At 68.9% G+C, this 17,382-nt stretch carries 17 protein-coding genes; 16 read left to right on the top strand and 1 reads right to left on the bottom strand.

Translation table 11 applies throughout. From position 1 onward, the window contains the following. Window positions 1-13: 13 nt before the first annotated feature. The 11 genes from SL003B_RS18625 to SL003B_RS18575 all read left to right on the top strand — a co-directional run bounded on the left by SL003B_RS18625 (window position 14) and on the right by SL003B_RS18575 (window position 11,352). Window positions 14-1,012, top strand: a complete 999-nt coding sequence (locus SL003B_RS18625) for a BMP family lipoprotein (protein ID WP_013654422.1) — start codon at window positions 14-16, stop codon at window positions 1,010-1,012. Window positions 1,013-1,194: 182 nt separating this feature from the next. Beyond that, window positions 1,195-2,736 carry an ABC transporter ATP-binding protein gene (locus SL003B_RS18620; protein WP_013654421.1) on the top strand — a complete coding sequence of 514 codons (1,542 nt, stop codon included), beginning with the start codon at window positions 1,195-1,197 and terminating at the stop codon, window positions 2,734-2,736. Continuing rightward, entirely contained in the window at window positions 2,733-3,839 is a 1,107-nt protein-coding gene (locus tag SL003B_RS18615) for an ABC transporter permease (RefSeq protein WP_013654420.1), read from the top strand. The genes SL003B_RS18620 and SL003B_RS18615 overlap by 4 nt, the downstream gene beginning before the upstream one ends. Before the next feature lie 10 nt (window positions 3,840-3,849). Further along, on the top strand, window positions 3,850-4,818 hold the full coding sequence (locus tag SL003B_RS18610; RefSeq protein ID WP_013654419.1) for an ABC transporter permease: 969 nt from the start codon (window positions 3,850-3,852) through the stop codon (window positions 4,816-4,818). After that, on the top strand, window positions 4,815-5,210 hold the full coding sequence (cdd, locus tag SL003B_RS18605) for a cytidine deaminase (protein WP_013654418.1): 396 nt from the start codon (window positions 4,815-4,817) through the stop codon (window positions 5,208-5,210). Before SL003B_RS18610 ends, cdd begins: the two co-directional genes overlap by 4 nt. 6 nt (window positions 5,211-5,216) lie before the next feature. Then, entirely contained in the window at window positions 5,217-6,026 is an 810-nt protein-coding gene (locus tag SL003B_RS18600; protein ID WP_013654417.1) for a purine-nucleoside phosphorylase, read from the top strand. Continuing rightward, complete coding sequence (deoC, locus tag SL003B_RS18595; RefSeq protein WP_013654416.1) at window positions 6,023-6,799, top strand: deoxyribose-phosphate aldolase; 777 nt, start codon at window positions 6,023-6,025, stop codon at window positions 6,797-6,799. The genes SL003B_RS18600 and deoC overlap by 4 nt, the downstream gene beginning before the upstream one ends. 2 nt (window positions 6,800-6,801) lie before the next feature. After that, complete coding sequence (gene deoA, locus SL003B_RS18590) at window positions 6,802-8,118, top strand: thymidine phosphorylase (protein WP_013654415.1); 1,317 nt, start codon at window positions 6,802-6,804, stop codon at window positions 8,116-8,118. A gap of 61 nt (window positions 8,119-8,179) precedes the next feature. After that, window positions 8,180-9,406: a phosphopentomutase gene (locus SL003B_RS18585; protein ID WP_013654414.1), complete on the top strand. Its 1,227-nt coding sequence runs from the start codon at window positions 8,180-8,182 to the stop codon at window positions 9,404-9,406. Between the two features lie 31 nt (window positions 9,407-9,437). Beyond that, complete coding sequence (locus SL003B_RS18580) at window positions 9,438-10,310, top strand: phytanoyl-CoA dioxygenase family protein (RefSeq protein ID WP_013654413.1); 873 nt, start codon at window positions 9,438-9,440, stop codon at window positions 10,308-10,310. Between the two features lie 46 nt (window positions 10,311-10,356). Continuing rightward, window positions 10,357-11,352: an adenosine deaminase gene (locus SL003B_RS18575; RefSeq protein WP_013654412.1), complete on the top strand. Its 996-nt coding sequence runs from the start codon at window positions 10,357-10,359 to the stop codon at window positions 11,350-11,352. Window positions 11,353-11,359: 7 nt separating this feature from the next. Here the strand turns inward: SL003B_RS18575 and SL003B_RS18570 are convergent, their stop codons facing one another. Further along, window positions 11,360-12,616 (bottom strand): MFS transporter, encoded by a 1,257-nt coding sequence (locus SL003B_RS18570; RefSeq protein WP_013654411.1) that lies wholly within the window; start codon window positions 12,614-12,616, stop codon window positions 11,360-11,362. Between the two features lie 263 nt (window positions 12,617-12,879). Here SL003B_RS18570 and upp point away from each other — a divergent pair, with 263 nt between their 5' ends. The 5 genes from upp (at window position 12,880) to SL003B_RS18545 (ending at window position 17,362) form a co-directional block, all read left to right on the top strand. After that, window positions 12,880-13,509: a uracil phosphoribosyltransferase gene (gene upp, locus SL003B_RS18565; RefSeq protein ID WP_013654410.1), complete on the top strand. Its 630-nt coding sequence runs from the start codon at window positions 12,880-12,882 to the stop codon at window positions 13,507-13,509. A gap of 7 nt (window positions 13,510-13,516) precedes the next feature. After that, window positions 13,517-14,281: an SDR family NAD(P)-dependent oxidoreductase gene (locus tag SL003B_RS18560; protein ID WP_013654409.1), complete on the top strand. Its 765-nt coding sequence runs from the start codon at window positions 13,517-13,519 to the stop codon at window positions 14,279-14,281. 34 nt (window positions 14,282-14,315) lie between these two features. After that, window positions 14,316-15,221, top strand: a complete 906-nt coding sequence (locus SL003B_RS18555) for a ribokinase (protein WP_013654408.1) — start codon at window positions 14,316-14,318, stop codon at window positions 15,219-15,221. Window positions 15,222-15,295: 74 nt separating this feature from the next. After that, window positions 15,296-15,796 (top strand): retropepsin-like aspartic protease family protein, encoded by a 501-nt coding sequence (locus SL003B_RS18550; RefSeq protein WP_013654407.1) that lies wholly within the window; start codon window positions 15,296-15,298, stop codon window positions 15,794-15,796. A gap of 66 nt (window positions 15,797-15,862) precedes the next feature. Next, entirely contained in the window at window positions 15,863-17,362 is a 1,500-nt protein-coding gene (locus tag SL003B_RS18545; protein ID WP_013654406.1) for a phosphomannomutase/phosphoglucomutase, read from the top strand. Window positions 17,363-17,382 lie beyond the last annotated feature (20 nt).

The following is a 17,382-nucleotide window of genomic DNA, read 5'->3' as shown; positions in this document are numbered from 1 at the left end:
GGAGGACAGACGAGTGAAGAAGCTCTTGACGATCAGCGCCGCTTTCGCCGGCCTGGCTATGGCCGCCTCCGCCCAGGCGGCGGACATCCAGCCCGCCGTCCTGTATGATATGGGCGGCAAGTTCGACAAGTCGTTCAACGAGGCCGCCTATGCCGGCGCCGAGGAGTTCAAGAAGGCCAGCGGCATCGACTACCGCGACTTCGAGATCCAGAACGACAGCCAGCGCGAGCAGGCGCTGCGCAACTTCGCCAAGCGCGGCCAGAGCCCGATCGTCGCCATCGGTTTCTCCCAGGCCAATGCCGTGGAGAAGATTGCCAAGGAATTCCCGGACATCCAGTTCGCCATCGTCGACATGGTCGTCGATCTGCCCAACGTGCGGTCCGTCGTGTTCAAGGAACACGAGGGCTCCTACATGGTCGGCATGCTCGCGGCCATGGCGTCACAGACCGGCAAGGTCGGCTTCGTCGGCGGCATGGACATTCCGCTGATCCGCAAGTTCGCCTGCGGCTACAAGCAGGGGGTTCTGGCGGCCAAGCCCGACGCGGAAGTGTTCGAGAACATGACCGGCGACACCGGGGCAGCGTGGAACGATCCGGTCAAGGGTGGTGAACTGGCCAAGTCGCAGTTCGCCCGTGGCGCCGACGTAGTCTATCACGCCGCCGGCGGCACCGGCATCGGCGTGCTGCAGGCGGCTGCCGACGCCGGGAAGCTCGGCATCGGCGTCGACAGCAACCAGAACGCCCTGCACCCAGGCTCGGTGCTGACCTCGATGCTGAAGCGCGTCGACGTCGCCGTCTATGACGCCTTCGAGGATGCCCGCAACGGCAGGTGGACGTCCGGCGTCACCGTTCTCGGCCTCGCCGAGGGCGGCGTCGACTGGGCTCTCGACGAGCACAACGAGAAACTGATCACCGCGGAGATGAAGGCGGCCGTCGACAAGGCCAGGGAAGACATCGTCTCCGGCACGGTCAAGGTCCACGACTACATGGCCGACCAGACCTGCCCGTTCTGAGCGGGAACTGCACCGCGCCGCACGGCCCGCTTTGGTTGCCGTGCGGCGTCTCCGTGTTTTGCCCGGCGCCGCGGCAGCGGTCCGGTGCTAGGATCCCGAGGCGCCGGTCGCCGCCGGTTCGCGCGCGAGCACGACCGCCGGGGACACCGGCGGGGTCGTGAGGGGGTAACAGGGGGAGCGCGATGACGCCTGCCATCGAGTTGCGCAAGATCAACAAGCGCTTCGGCTCGGTCCACGCCAACAGGGACATCGATCTCGTCGTCCGGAAGGGCTCGATCCACGGCATCGTCGGCGAGAACGGCGCCGGCAAGTCAACCCTCATGTCGATCCTCTACGGCTTCTACCACGCCGACAGCGGCGAGATCCTGGTCAGCGGCAAGACGGCGGTGATCGCCGATTCCCGCGCTGCCATCAGGCTCGGCATCGGCATGGTCCATCAGCATTTCATGCTGGTCGACACCTTCACCGTGCTGGAAAACGTCCTGCTCGGCGCGGAGGAGGGGTTGTTTCTGGGCGGCGGCGCCGACCGTGCGCGCGCCGAACTCCGGCGCCTGGACGCCGAATACAACCTCAAGGTCGACCCGGACGCCGTGGTCGAGGACCTGCCCGTCGGCCTCCAGCAACGCGTCGAAATCCTCAAGGTCCTGCTGCGCGGCGCCGAGATCCTGATCCTCGACGAGCCGACCGGCGTGCTCACCCCGGCGGAGGCCGACCATCTGTTCCGCATCCTCCAGGTGCTGAGGGATCAGGGCAAGACGGTCTTGCTCATCACCCACAAGCTGCGCGAGATCATGGCCGTCACCGACACCGTCTCGGTGATGCGCCGCGGCGAGATGGTCGCCACCCGCGCCACCGCCGAGACAACGATGGAGGAACTCGCCGAACTGATGGTCGGTCGCAGCGTGCTGCTTCGGGTCGACAAGACGCCAGCCCAGCCGAAGGAGAAGGTGCTCGTCGTCGACCACCTGACGGTGACCGACAGCCGCGGCGTCGACGTGGTCAGGAACGTGTCCTTCGACGTCCGCGCCGGCGAGATCGTCGGCATCGCCGGCGTGTCCGGCAACGGCCAGTCGGAACTTCTGGAAGCGATCGCCGGCATTCGCCGCGCCCGCAAGGGCAGCATCTGGATCGCCGGCGAGGCCGTGGACATCGCGGCCACCCCGCTCGATCCGGCCGAGATGCGGCGAAGGGGCCTGTGCCACGTGCCCGAGGATCGCCACCGCATGGGCCTGGTAACCGGGTTCGCCGAATACGAGAACGCCATCCTCGGCTATCAGGACAATCCGCAATACGGCCGCGGCCCTTTCCTGGACATCAGGGCTATCCGCAACGAGGCGCGCGCCGAGATCGAGAAATATGACATCCGTCCGCCCGACTGCCAGCTCAAGACGGCCAGCTTCTCCGGTGGCAACCAGCAGAAGATTGTGCTCGCGCGCGAGATTGAGCGCGACCCGACCGTGCTTCTGGTCGGCCAGCCGACCCGCGGCGTCGACATCGGGGCCATCGAGTTCATCCACAGGCGCCTGATCGAGATGCGCGATGCCGGCAAGGGCATCCTGCTCGTCTCCGTCGAGCTCGACGAGATCCGCTCGCTGGCCGACAGGGTGCTGGTCATGTTCGACGGCAGCATCGTCGGCGAGCGCCCGGCCGAGACGGGCGAGGCCGAACTGGGCCTGCTGATGGCCGGCGTCCATGACGGAACCGTTCACGGAGCGCACCCATGAGTGCTGGTCAATTGCCGCGCTGGGTCGACTTCGGCCTCATCCCGCTGCTCAACCTTGCCGCCGCCTTCCTTGTGTCGGGCCTGGTCGTGCTGCTGATCGGGGAAAGCCCGCTTGAAGCCGTCGGGATCCTTGTCTGGGGCTCGCTCGGCTTCGGCGAGGGCATCGGTTTCACTCTGTTCTACGCCACCAACTTCATCTTCACCGGCCTGGCCGTCGCCGTCGCCTTCCATGCCGGACTGTTCAACATCGGTGGCGAGGGCCAGGCCTATATCGGCGGGCTCGGTGTCGCCTGGGCCTGCCTTGCGCTCGACCGCATCGTGCCCTGGTGGGTGACCATGCCCGTCGCCGTTCTCGGCGCGGCGGCCGCCGGCGCCGCCTGGGCCTTCGTGCCGGCCTGGCTGCAGGCGCGGCGCGGCAGTCACGTCGTCATCACCACGATCATGTTCAACTTCATTGCCGCCTCGCTGATGGTCTACCTGCTGGTCAACGTCATGGCCAAGCCGGGCTCCATGCAGCCGGAGACGCGCACCTTCGAGGCCGGCGGTCGTCTGCCGATGCTGAACGACCTGCTGCCCTTCGCCTCCTTCGGCACCGCACCCGTCAATCTGGCGCTGGTGCTCGCGCTCGTCGCGGCTCTCGCCGTCTGGGTCCTGGTCTGGCGCACGCGTCTCGGCTACGCCATCCGCACCCTCGGCGCCAACCCGACCGCCGCGGTCTATGCCGGCATCTCGCCGGCGCGCACCATTGTCGTCGCTATGCTGATCTCCGGCGGTCTCGCCGGCATGATGGCGATCAACGAGATCATGGGGTCCCAGCACCGGCTGCTGATCGAGTTCGTCTCCGGCTACGGCTTCGTCGGCATCGCCGTAGCGCTGATGGGCCGCGCCCATCCGCTCGGCATCGTGCTCGCGGCGATCCTGTTCGGCATGCTCTACCAGGGTGGCGCCGAACTCTCCTTCGAGAAGCCGGCGATCACCCGCGACATGATCGTGGTCATTCAGGGCCTGGTGATCCTGTTCGCCGGTGCGCTGGAACACATGTTCCGGCCGACGCTGGTGCGGATCTTTACCTTCGCCCGCGCGCCGTCGGCGACGGTCGGTTGAGGAGACGGCGATGTTCGAAACCCTCATCCTCATCCTCGACTCCACGCTGCGCCTGTCGACGCCGCTGCTGCTTGCCTGCCTGGCCGGCCTCTATTCCGAACGCTCCGGCGTGGTCGACATCGGCCTCGAGGGCAAGATGCTGGGTGCAGCCTTCGGCGCCGGCGCGGTCGCCTATCTGACCGCCAGCGCCTGGGCGGGCCTCGCCGCCGGCATCGCCGTCGCCGTCGGCCTCGCGCTCGTCCACGGCTTCGCCTCGATCACCAACCGCGGCAACCAGATCGTCTCGGGCGTCGCCATCAACTTCCTCGCCGCCGGCCTGACCGCGCTGCTCGGCCAGGCCTGGTTCCGCCAGGGCGGCCGCACGCCGCCGCTGCCCGAGGGCGGTCGCTTCCTCGACATCGTCTTTCCCTTCGCCGAGGAACTGCGGGCCGTTCCGGTCGTCGGGCCGATCTATGCCGAGCTTCTCTCGGGTCACAACGTGCTGGTCTATGCCGCCTTCCTGGCCGTGCCGCTGACCTGGTGGGCGCTCTATCGCACCCGCTTCGGCCTGCGCCTGCGCGCCGTCGGCGAGAACCCGGCAGCCGTCGACACCGCCGGCATTTCGGTCGTGCTGCTGCGCTACCGGGCGGTGATCCTGTGCGGCGTGCTGTGCGGCATCGCCGGCGCCTATTTGTCGATCGCCCAGTCCTCCGGCTTCATCAAGGACATGACCGCCGGCAAGGGCTTCATCGCGCTGGCCGCGCTCATCTTCGCCAAGTGGCGTCCGCTCAACGCCATGTTCGCCTGTCTGCTGTTCGGCTTCCTCGATGCGGTCGCCATCCGCCTGCAGGGCCAGCCGCTGCCCGGCATCGGCGAGGTGCCGGTGCAGGTGTTCCAGGCGCTTCCCTACATCCTTACCGTCATCCTGCTCGCCGGGTTCATCGGCAAGGCGATCCCGCCGCGAGCGAGCGGCATCCCCTATCTGAAGGAACGCACATGAGTCGGTTCGACGCCTTGTTTAAGGCTGCGAAGGCCGCGCGTGACAACGCCCACGCGCCCTATTCGGGCTTCAGGGTCGGCGCCGCGCTGCTGACCGAGGGCGGCCATATTGTCGCCGGCTGCAACGTCGAGAATGCCGCCTATCCGGAAGGCACCTGCGCCGAGGCCGGCGCCATCGCCGCCATGGTCTGCGCCGGCGAGACGCGGATCCTGGAGGCGCTGGTGGTCGCCGATGCCGCCCTGTGCACGCCCTGCGGCGGCTGCCGGCAGAAACTGAAGGAATTTGCCGACGGCGGCGTCAAGGTCCATATCGCCGATCTGCAGGGCCTCAGGCGCACCTTCACCCTCGAAGAACTGCTGCCCTTCGGGTTCGAATTTCAGGAAAGGGACTGATCGTCCATGAGCGGCTTTGGCCACGAATGCGCGGAAATCGTCCGCGCCGCCCGTCCGGGCAGCTACCGTATCGGCATGATCCTCGGCTCCGGCCTCGGCGCTCTCGCCGAGGAACTGGAAGAGGCTGTGCGCATCCCCTACACCCACCTGCCCGAGTTTCCCGTCTCCACCGTGTCGTCCCATGGCAGCGAACTGGTCGCCGGCAAGCTCGCCGGCGTGCCGGTCGTCATCCTGTCGGGCCGCGCGCACTACTACGAGAGCGGCAATCCGGCCGTCATGCGCACGCCGGTGGAAACGCTCAAGGCGCTCGGCTGCGACATCCTCGTCGCCACCAACGCTGCCGGCTCCCTGCGCCAGGACGTCGTGCCCGGCAGCCCGATGGTGATCAGCGACCATATCAACTGGTCGGGCATGAACCCGCTCATCGGCGAGGAGGACGAGCGCCGCTTCCTCGACATGAGCGCCGCCTACGACCCCGACCTGCGGTCGATCCTCGCGCAGGTCGCCGAGGCCGACGGCGCGCCGGTCGCCGAGGGCGTCTACATGTGGTTTTCCGGTCCCTCCTTCGAGACGCCGGCCGAGATCCGCATGGCGCGCGCGCTCGGCGCCGATGCGGTCGGCATGTCGACGGTGCCCGAGGTCATCCTGGCCCGCTTCCTCGGCCTGCGCGTCGCCGCCGTCTCGGTCATCACCAACTACGGCACCGGCCTGCAGGACCACGCCCTGTCGCACGACGAGACCAAGGCCGTCGCGAAAACCGGCACCGAGCGCATGAAGCGGCTGCTGCGCGGCCTGGTGAAGGAGGTTGGACGATGACCGCCACGCCGGCCGAGATCGCCGCCCGCGCCCTGCCGCTGGTCGACCTCACCAACCTGAACGACGACTGCGCGCCGGCCGACATCGAGGAGCTGTGCCGGCGTGCCGTCACGCCTCACGGCCCTGTCGCCGCCGTCTGCATCTGGCCGCGCTTCGTCGCCCAGGCCGTCCGCCTCCTGGGCGGGACCGGCGTCAGGGTCGCCACTGTGGTCAATTTCCCCGCCGGCGGCGAGGACACGCTGGCCGTCGTCCGGGAAACCGAACGGGCCCTTGCCGACGGTGCCGACGAAATCGACCTGGTCATGCCCTACCGCGCCTTCGTCGCCGGCCGGCGCGGCTTCGCGGAGGAGCAGATCGTGCGCGTGCGCGCCGCGGCCCCGCAGCCGGCGCTGCTCAAGGTGATCCTCGAGACCGGCGAGATCGGCGACCCGTTGCTGATCCACCTCGCGTCCGAGGTCGCCATCGACGCCGGCGCCGACTTCATCAAGACCTCCACCGGCAAGGTACCGGTCAATGCCACGCTCGAGGCGGCCGAGATCATGCTCAACCTGATCGAGGCGATCCGCCGCGAAGGCGGTCGCGAGATCGGCTTCAAGCCTGCCGGCGGTATCCGCAGCCTCGACGACGTAGCCGCCTACCTCGCGCTCGCCGACCGGATCGTCGGCGCCAACTGGGTCTCGGCCGCCACCTTCCGCTTCGGCGCCAGCGGCCTGCTCGATGCGCTTCTCGCCGCCATCGACGGTGGAACGGGCGAGGCCGGGGAAGGCTACTGACCATGCTCGCCCAGGAACTCATCCGCAGGAAGCGCGACGGCGGCACGCTCGGCGCAGAGGAGATCGCCTTCTTCGTCAGGGGCCTTGCCGACGGCTCGGTGACCGAGGGCCAGGTCGCAGCCCTCGCCATGGCTGTGTTCTTCCGCGGTCTGACGCTCGACGAGCGCGTCGCGCTGACGCTCGCCATGCGCGACAGCGGCACTGTGCTCGACTGGTCCGACATTGACGCCCCGGTACTCGACAAACATTCCACCGGCGGCGTCGGCGACAACGTCTCGCTGATGCTCGCTCCCGCGCTGGCCGCCTGCGGCGCCGCGGTGCCGATGATCTCCGGCCGCGGCCTCGGCCACACCGGCGGCACGCTCGACAAGTTCGACAGCATCCCCGGCTACCGGACCCAGCCCGACAACGCCTTGTTCCGAAAGGTGGTCAGGGAGGTCGGCTGCGCCGTCATCGGCCAGACCGGCGATCTCGCTCCCGCCGACAGGCGCTTCTACGCCATCCGCGACGTCACCGGCACGGTCGAGAGCCTCGACCTCATCACCGCCTCGATCCTGTCCAAGAAGCTCGCGGCCGGTCTGCAGGGCCTTGTCCTCGACGTCAAGTGGGGCTCCGGTGCCTTCATGGCGGGCCTGGACGAGGCGCGTGCGCTCGCCGACAGCCTGGTCAGGGTTGCCAACGGCGCCGGCCTCAAGACCACCGCACTGCTGACCGACATGAACGAGCCGCTCGCCTCGGCCGCCGGCAACGCGGTGGAGATGCGCAACGCCGTCGACTTCCTGAAGGGCGCCGCCGTCGACGGCCGCCTGTGGGACGTCACGGTGGCGCTCGGTGGCGAGCTGCTCGTCACCGGCGGTCTTGTTGGTACCGCCGATGAGGGCTGCGCGCGCATGCGCGACGCCTTCGAGAGCGGGCGTGCGGCGGAGGTCTTCGCCCGCATGGTTGCCGCGCTCGGCGGTCCTGCGGATTTTCTGGATCGGCCGGACGCCTATCTGGCCAGCGCGCCGGTCCAGGTGCCGGTCTATCCGGTCCAGCCTGGCACGGTCGTCGCCGTCGACACCCGTGCGGTCGGCGTCGCCGTGGTCGAGTTGGGGGGCGGCCGGCGAACCGCCGAAGACCGGATCGATCCGGCCGTCGGCTTCACCGATCTGGCCGGAATCGGGCACGGTGTCGATGCCGACGCGCCGATTGCCATCGTGCATGCCGCGACCCCGGATGCTGCCCGCCGGGCGGGCGAGGCCCTGCGGGCGGCCTACTCGATCAGCGCGGCGCGAGACGTGCCGGACCGCCCCATCGTCGCGGGACGTGTCGCGCCCTGAGCGCAGCAACATCGCCCGCAGCCGTCCCGGGCGCGGGCCAGGGAAATAAAGAGGAACGCTCATGCCTCGCGCAATCCTGTGCGTCTTGGACAGTTTCGGCATCGGCGGCGCGGAGGATGCCGCCCGCTTCGGCGATGCGGGGTCGGATACGCTCGGCCATATCGCGCAAGCCTGTGCCGCGGGAGGCGGCGATCGGCCCGGCTTGCGGTCGGGTCTGTTGCGCCTGCCCAACATGGACCGGCTCGGCCTCGGCGCCGCCGCGCGCCTGTCGACCGGCAGGGAGGTTCCCGGCCTGAATTTCTCAGGACCGCCCGAAGGCCTGTGGGGCTATGCGACGGAAACCTCCAAGGGCAAGGACACGCCGTCCGGCCACTGGGAGATCGCCGGCGTTCCGGTTCGCTTCGACTGGGGCTATTTCCCCGAAACGATCCCGACGTTCCCGAAGGACCTGATCGTCGCCATTGTCGCCGAGGCGGGCCTGCCCGGCATCCTCGGCGACAAGCACGCCTCGGGCACGGAGATCATCGCCGAACTGGGCGAGGAACACATCCGCACCGGCAGGCCGATCTTCTACACCTCGGCGGACTCTGTCCTGCAGATCGCCGCACACGAGGTCCATTTCGGCCTCGATCGGCTTTACGACCTCTGTGCCGTCGCGCGTCGCCATGTCGATGCGCTCAACATCGGCCGAGTCATCGCCCGCCCCTTCGTCGGCGAGACGGCCGCCGGGTTCGTGCGCACCGCCAACCGGCGGGACTATTCTGTTCTGCCGCCCGAGCCGACCCTGCTCGACCGGCTGACCGCCGTCGGCCGCAGCGTCATCGGCGTCGGTAAGATCGGCGATATCTTCGCCCATCAGGGCGTCACGACCGTGCTCAAGGGCGCCGGCAACGACGAACTGTTCGACGCCATGCTGCGGGCGATGGACCAGGTCGGCGACGGTGATCTGGTCTTCACCAACCTGATTGACTTCGACAGCCTCTACGGCCATCGCCGGGACGTGCCCGGCTATGCCGCAGCACTGGAGCGCTTCGACGCGCGTCTGCCCGAACTGCTGGGGCGTCTCAAGGACGGCGATCTCTTGATCCTCACCGCCGACCACGGCTGTGACCCGACTTGGCGCGGCACGGACCACACTCGCGAGCACGTGCCGGTGCTCGGAACCGGGCCGGGCATCGCCGGCCGCGGCATCGGCGGCCGGCAAACCTATGCCGACATCGGCGAGACCGTCGCCCAGCATCTCGGAATCGAGCCGGGCCCGCACGGCACCAGCTTTCTGGCCGCCTGAGCGCGGTCGCATCGGCAGAAAGGGAAGCGACATGAAGGCCCGCAGTTTCACGGCCCCCGGCGACGGCCGTCTGACCGAGGCGATGAAGGTCGCCTGGCAGGAGGACGGCTTTCTCGTCCTGGAAGGCTACAAGACCCCCGGCGAATGCGACGCGCTGAAGGAACGCATGACCGCGCTGATCGACGCCTTCGATCCGTCGAGCGTCGCCTCGGTGTTCGAGACCGGCGCCCAGAGCCACGCCCGCGACGCCTATTTCCGCGAAAGCGGCGATCGGATCCGCTTCTTCTTCGAGGCGGAGGCCTTCGACGCCGACGGCCGCCTGATCAAGGACAAGCATGTCGCGCTCAACAAGGTCGGCCACGCCCTGCACGATCTCGATCCGGTGTTCGATGCCTTCTCGCGCGATCCGAAACTCGCCGCCACGGCGCACGACTGCGGCCTGGTCGAGCCTTTGCTGGCCCAGTCCATGTACATCTTCAAGCCGCCGCACATCGGCGGCGAGGTGAACTGCCACCAGGATTCGACCTTCCTGCATACCACGCCGCTGTCCTGCACCGGCTTCTGGTTCGCGCTCGAGGATGCCGACGACAGCAACGGCGGCCTCTATGGCGTTCCGGGCGGCCACAAGGGGCGGCTGCGCAGCCGTTTCCGCTACCGGGGCGACGATCTGGTCATGGAGACTCTTGACGAAACGCCCTTTGAGCCGGAAGAACGCCACGCACCGCTGGTCGCGCCCAGGGGAACGCTGGTCGTCTTGCATGGCAGCGTGCCGCACAAGTCGGCGCCCAACCGCTCGGCACGCTCCAGGCATGCTTATGCGGTCCATATGGTCGACGGTCGTGCGGTCTGGTCGGCGGACAACTGGCTGCGCCGGTCGGACGGCAATCCGATGCGCGGATTCTGAAGCCGGTTCCCGGCATGGCACTGAAGGCGGAAAGGCGATCGAGCGGATGGTGGGGCAGGACAACGTGCCGAAGGCGGAACTGCACTGTCACATCGAGGGGGCGGCGCCGCCAAGCCTGGTGCAGAAGATCGCTCGGCGCGAGAACATCGACGTCTCGACCATCATCGACGCCAAGGGGCGTTATGTCTGGTCCGATTTCACCAGCTTCCTGCAGGCTTACGACCTCGCCAGTTCCGTGTTCCGCCGCCCCGGCGACTACGCCCAGCTGAGCGAGAGCTACTTCCGCATGCTTGCCGCCGAGGGCGCCATCTACGGCGAGGTGTTCATCTCGCTCGACCACGCCACCGCCGCCGGCCTGTCCTACCGCTCCTACGTCGAGGGTCTTGCCGCAGGCATCGAGCGGGCCAAGGCGGAGACCGGCATCGAGGGACGCATGATCGCCGTGGGCGTGCGCCATTTCGGCGCCGCCGCGGTCGAGCGGGTGGTCCGGGACGTGCTGGCATATCCTCATCCGCTGGTCACCGGCTTCGGCCTTGCCGGCGACGAGCGCGAGGGCCATCCGGCCAATTTCGCCCGCGCGTTCCGCATGGCCGGCGAGGCTGGTCTTGGACTGACCGCCCATGCCGGCGAGTTCGGCGGTCCGGAGAGCGTCACCGCCGCGCTCGACTTCCTGCGCGTCAAACGCATCGGCCACGGCGTGCGCGCCATCGAGGACCGCGCGCTGGTCGAGCGCCTCGCCGAGGAGCGGGTCGTGCTGGAGGTCTGCCCCGGTTCCAACCTTGCACTCGGCCTCTATCCGGTGCTGCGTTTTCACCCGGTCAACCTGCTGCGCCGCGCCGGCGTGCGCATCACGCTGAATTCGGACGACCCACCCTTCTTCCACACCACGCTTGGACGCGAATACGGCCAAGTCGCGCGCACCTTCGGCTGGAGCGCGGACGACCTGATGGCGGTGACGCGTACCGCCATCGAGGCCGCCTTCTGCGACCGGGCGACCAGGGAACGCCTGCTGGCAAAGCTCGACAAGGCGCGCGCCGGCTGAGGCGGCCTCAGGCCGCGTCCTCTTCCTGCGCCTCCTCGGCGCGCGGATCGAGCACGGCCGATTCCGGGGTGGCGTAGCGCGCCGTCGAGATGACCGGCACGAACTCCGACTTGTCCTCGGTATCGACCGGCCGCCGCTGGGTCATCCGCCAGACCGTGAACGCCACCATCAGCACATGCGCGGCCGCCGTGACGTGGAACAGCGCCGCTGGATAGGTCGCCGCCATCAGCAGCGAGGCTGCCGGCGGACCGATCATGGTGCCGGCACCGAAGATCAGCAGCAGCCCGCCGCTGGTCTTGAGGAAATCTCCCGGTGCGGCGTGGTCGCTGGCATGGGCGAGGATCACCGGATACATCGAGTAGATCATGCCGCCGAAGGCCGACACCAGCATGATCACTGTCCACGGACCAAAGCCGCCGGCAAAGGCGAGCGTTGTGCCGATGCTCATGGCCGCCACCGCCATGCCGACCAGCACGCCGCGTCGGTCGACCCGGTCCGAGATCAGCCCGACCGGCACCTGGATAACCGCCCCGAACAGCAGCGCCAGGCTCATCATGATCGCGATGTCGCTGACTTCCAGCCCGATCCGCCGCCCGTAGACCGCCCCCAGCGTGCCGAACGTACCGTTGGAGACGCCGACCAGCAGGATCGCGACCACCGCCACCGGCGAGTTGCGCCACAATTGGCGGAGGTCGAGCCGCGCCTGGGTCAGCGGCGCCGGCGTCGCCGCCGTCGACAGCGCGGTCGGCAGCAGCGACAGCGAATAGATGATCGAACCGATCACGAAGAAGGCGAAGCCGGCCGGGTCGCCGAGGGTGAGCAGCATCTGCCCGATCGTCGTCGCGCCCAGGTTGATCATCGTGTAGATGCCGAAGATGCGCCCGCGTGTCTGGTTGGTCGCCCGCTCGTTGAGCCAGCTCTCGACGATCATCGCCGCCCCGGCGAAGCAGAAGCCGGACACCGCGCGCAGCGGGATCCACACCTCCGGCCGCATGAACAGGAGATTGAGCAAAACGGCGATCGCCGCCAGCGAGGCGAGCACGCCGAACGAGCGGATGTGTCCGACGCGCTTGACGATCACCGGCACCGCCAGGCAGCCGGCGACGTAGCCGGCCGCCCAGCCGGCGCCGAGCAGGCCGAGCGAGGCGTCGGAGAAGCCCTCCGCCAGCCCGCGCACCGGCAGAAGCAGCCCGTGCAGCCCGCCCGCCATCAGCAGCAGAGCGGAGCCGGTCAGCAGCGCGGCGATGGACAGGACGGACGACATCGGAAGGACCGGCGGATCTGGCAGGCAGGAACAGAGCGGGGCAGCCGGCGCGGCCGACCCCAATGCCAACGCAATGCTGCACCAACTGGTTCCCCGCCGGCAAGGCCGGCGCCTCTCCGGGGCGGCTTTTCAACCGCGAACTGCCCGTCGCGGAGGCGAATCCGGCGTGCCGGACTGTTCTTCGCCGCCCATCCGGGGCATAGGGAAAGAAGGTGTCCGGACCAGGGCCGGCCGCCGGCCGGAAGAACAGGAGACCCCAGGCCATGCCCGGAGCCATCGTCATCGATCACCCGCTGGTCCAGCACAAGCTGACCATCATGCGCGACAAGTCCACCTCGACCCAGGGCTTCCGTCGGCTGCTGCGCGAGATCTCCCTCCTGCTGTGCTACGAGGTCACCCGCGACCTGCCGCTCACCAACATCACCATCGAGACGCCGCTGGCCGAGATGCAGGCGCCGACGCTCGCCGGCAAGAAGCTGGTCTTCGCCTCGATCCTGCGCGCCGGCAACGGCCTGCTCGAAGGCATGCTCGACCTGGTGCCGTCGGCCCGCGTCGCCCACATCGGCCTCTACCGCGATCCCGAGACGCTGACGCCGGTCGAATACTACTTCAAGGCGCCCGAGGATCTCAGCGAGCGTATGGTCATCGTCGTCGACCCGATGCTGGCGACCGCCAACTCGGCCATCGCCGCCATCGAGAAGCTGCAGCAGCGCGGCGCCAACAACGTCCGCTTCGTCTGTCTGCTTGCGGCCCCCGAGGGCATCGCCCGCTTCAAGAACGCCCATCCGGAGGTGTCGATCTACACCGCCGCCATCGACGAGCGCCTCAACGACCACGGCTACATCGTGCCCGGCCTCGGCGACGCCGGCGACCGCATGTACGGCACCAAGTGAGGCCGGCGTGTCGTCCGGCGCCGTCTATCCCTCGCTGAACGACCGGGTCGTCCTCGTCACCGGCGGCGGCAGCGGCATCGGCGCCGAGATCGTCCGCCGCTTCGCCGCCCAGGGCTCGAAGGTGGGCTTTCTCGACATCGCCGAGGCCCCGTCTCGCGCTCTGGTGCAGGAGCTTTCCGCCGCCGGCGCCACCGTGCGCTACGAGCCCTGCGACCTGACCGACATACCCGCCCTGCAGGCCGCCGTTGCGCGCCTGCGCGCGGCGCTCGGGCCCGTGACGGTGCTGGTCAACAACGCCGCCCACGACGAGCGCCACGCCTGGCAGGACGTCACGCCCGCCTACTGGGACGAACGCATCGCGGTCAACCTCAAGCACCAGTTCTTCGCCGCCCAGGCGGTCGTCCCGGACATGCAGGCAGCCGGCGGCGGCGCCATCGTCAACATGGGCTCGATCGCCTGGATGATCGGCGCCGGTGGCATGGCCGGCTACACGGCGGCGAAATCCGCCGTCGTCGGCCTGACCCGCTCGCTCGCCCGCGACCTCGGCCCCGACAACATCCGCGTCAACTGCGTCGCCCCCGGCTGGATCATGACGCAGCGCCAGCTCGACCTGTGGGTCACCGAGGCGGCCGAGCGCGAGATCCTCGAGCGCCAGTGCCTGAAGCGCAAGCTGGTGCCGGCCGACGTCGCCCGTGTCGTCGTCTTCTTCGCCTCCGACGAGGCGGCGGCCTGCACCGCCCAGACCTACATCGTCGACGGCGGCTGGGTGTGAGCCGGAGGCGGCCGGCACGGGGAGGGAGCCTGCCATGATCGTCGTGTTCGGATCGGTCAACCTCGACCTCGTCGTCGCCGTGCCGCGCCTGCCGGCCGCCGGCGAGACCGTCGTCGGCCCCGATCACCAGAGCTTCCCGGGCGGCAAGGGCGCCAACCAGGCGCTCGCCGCGTGCCGCGCCGGCGCCGAGGTCGCGCTCGTCGGCGCCGTCGGCACCGATGCCTTCGCCGCCCCCGCGCTCGCCGGCCTGAAGGCCGTCGGCGTCGACCTGTCCGCCGTACGGGTGCTCGACGGCGCGACCGGTCTGGCCATGATCGGCGTCGACGCCGCCGGCGAGAACCTCATCCTCGTCGCCAGCGGCGTCAATGCCCGGGTGGACGCTGCCTGGCTCGACGGCCGGCTCGGGCCGGTCTCGACCCTGCTGATGCAGGTCGAGCTGCCGCTTCCCGCCCTGCAGGCGGCGACGGCCCGCGCCCGGGCCGCCGGCAGCCGGATCGTCCTCAACGCCGCGCCGGTCGCCGGCCCCGGCGTCGGCGACCTCGCCGCCGCCGCGGATGTGGTCGTCGTCAACGAGAGCGAGACCGCCGACCTCGGCGCGGTTCTCGGCCTGCCGACCGATCCCGAGGGCTTCGCCCGCACCCTTGCCGCCGCGGGGCGGGCCGCCGTCGTCACCCTCGGCGCCGGCGGCGTGCTGGCCCATGACGGCAGCCGGCCCTGGCGGCTTCGCCCGCCGCCGACGGCGGTCGTCGATACCACAGGCGCGGGCGACGCCTTCTGCGGCGCGCTGGCCGCGGCGCTCGACCGTGGTGCCGGTCTCGGCCGCGCGCTTGCCGAGGGCGTCGCCGCCGGCAGCCTCGCCTGCATGGCGACCGGCGCCCAGTCCAGCGCCCCCGATGCCGCGCGCATCGCGGCGCTCGCCGACACCCTCGAAGCCTGCTGAGCGGGCGGCGATTCACCGGGCGCTAAGGCGGAGCTGCTAGCATCCGGGCAGAGGTGAGGCTTCGGAGAGTTCCGATGGTGCGGTATCTGGTGATCCTGGTCGTGCTGGTCGCCCTGGCGCCGTTCGCGCCCGGGCTGCTCCAGGACTGGGTCGAGACCGCCCAGACCACGGCGGCGGAGCAGGAGCGGAACCAGAAGGCCGGCCGGCGCGTTCACCGCATAGCCATGGCCGACAACGGTCACTATCTCGCCCAGGCGGAACTCAACGGCAAGGACGTCACCCTGCTCGTCGACACCGGCGCCTCGGTCGTCGCCCTGCCCGAGGCCGTTGCCAGGCGCATCGGCATCCATCCCCGACGCGACGACTACACCGTCGGCGTCAGCACGGCCAACGGCAGCATCGCGGCCGCCCCGGTCACGGTGCGCGAGCTGAAGCTCGGCGCGATCCGCCTCAAGGACGTCTCGGCGGTGGTGATCCGCGACGACGCGCTGTCCGTCCCGCTGCTCGGCATGTCGGTGCTCGGCCGGCTTCAGCGCTTCGACATTTCGGGTGACACGATGGTGCTGGTTCAATAAGGTCCGGCCATCGTCGATCCCTCCATTCCTTCAGAAATTCGGTCTTTCGACGTCGAGAGGTTGTCCATGTTTCCCAAGCCTGAGTCCGCCCTCAAGCCCAATACCTATGCCTTCGAATCCCGGCCCATGGTGAAGCCGACCGGCTTCCGCGAATACGACGCGCGCTGGCTGTTCGAGAAGGAAATCAACCTGATGGGCATGCAGGCGCTCGGCATGGGCATCGGCACCTTGATGCACGAGCGCGGCATCCGCCCCGACATCGTCGTCGGTCACGATTTCCGCAGCTATTCGGCCTCGATCAAGATGGCCGTCGTCAACGGTCTGATGGCGGCCGGCATCAACGTCCACGACATCGGCCTTGCCCTGTCGCCGATGGCCTATTTCGCCCAGTTCGCCCTCGACGTGCCGGCGGTGGCGATGATCACGGCCTCGCACAACGACAACGGCTGGACCGGCGTCAAGATGGGCATCGACCGGCCGCTGACCTTCGGTCCGGACGAGATGGGCCGCCTCAAGCAGATCGTGCTGTCCGCCGCCTTCACCACGAAATCCGGCGGCAGCTATCGTTTCGTCGACGGCTTCCCGGACGTCTATTTCCGCGACCTGACCGACCGGCCGAAGCTGGCCCGGCCGATCAAGATCGTCGCCGCCTGTGGCAACGGCACCGCCGGCGCCTTCGCGCCGCGCATTCTCGAGGCGCTCGGCGCCGAGGTGATCCCCCTCGACACCGAGCTTGACTACACCTTCCCGCGCTACAACCCGAACCCGGAGGACATGAAGATGCTTCATGCCCTGCGCGACAAGGTGCTGGAGACCGGCGCCGAGGTCGGCCTCGGCTTCGACGGCGACGGCGACCGCTGCGGCGTGGTCGACAACGAGGGCGAGGAGATCTTTGCCGACAAGGTCGGCGTCATGCTGGCGCGCGACATCTCGAGCCTGCATCCGGGCTCGAAGTTCGTCGTCGACGTCAAGTCGACCGGCCTGTTCAACACCGACCCGGTCCTGCAGGCGAACGGCGCTACCACCGACTACTTCAAGACCGGCCATTCCTACATCAAGCGCCGCGTCACCGAGCTCGGCGCCATCGTCGGCTTCGAGAAGTCCGGCCACTACTTCTTCAACGCGCCGATCGGCCGCGGCTACGACGACGGCCTCGTCTCCGCCATCGCCATCCTCGACATGCTCGACCGCAACCCGGACAAGACCATGGCCGACCTGCGTCGCGACCTGCCCAAGACCTGGGGCTCGCCGACCATGTCGCCGCATTGTGACGACGAGATCAAGTACGACGTCGTCGACCGCGTCGTCGCCCGCTTCAAGGCGATGAAGGACGTCGGCGAGACCATCGCCGGCCACTCGATCACCGACCTGATCACCGTCAACGGCGTGCGCGTCGTCACCGACGATGGCACCTGGGGCCTGGTGCGTGCCTCTTCCAACAAGCCGGAACTGGTCGTCGTGGTCGAGAGCCCGGCGTCCGAGGAACGTCTGCACGCCATGTTCAAGGCCGTCGACGCGTTGCTGCGCGAAAACCCGGAAGTCGGCGAATACAACCAGACGCTCTGAATCCCTGGGCGTCCTGCCGG

Source organism: Polymorphum gilvum SL003B-26A1 (genome assembly GCF_000192745.1).
In the GTDB taxonomy this organism is placed as follows: domain Bacteria; phylum Pseudomonadota; class Alphaproteobacteria; order Rhizobiales; family Stappiaceae; genus Polymorphum; species Polymorphum gilvum.
The sequence above is the reverse complement of the archived record's forward strand: the minus strand, read 5'-3'. Positions and strand labels throughout refer to the sequence as shown.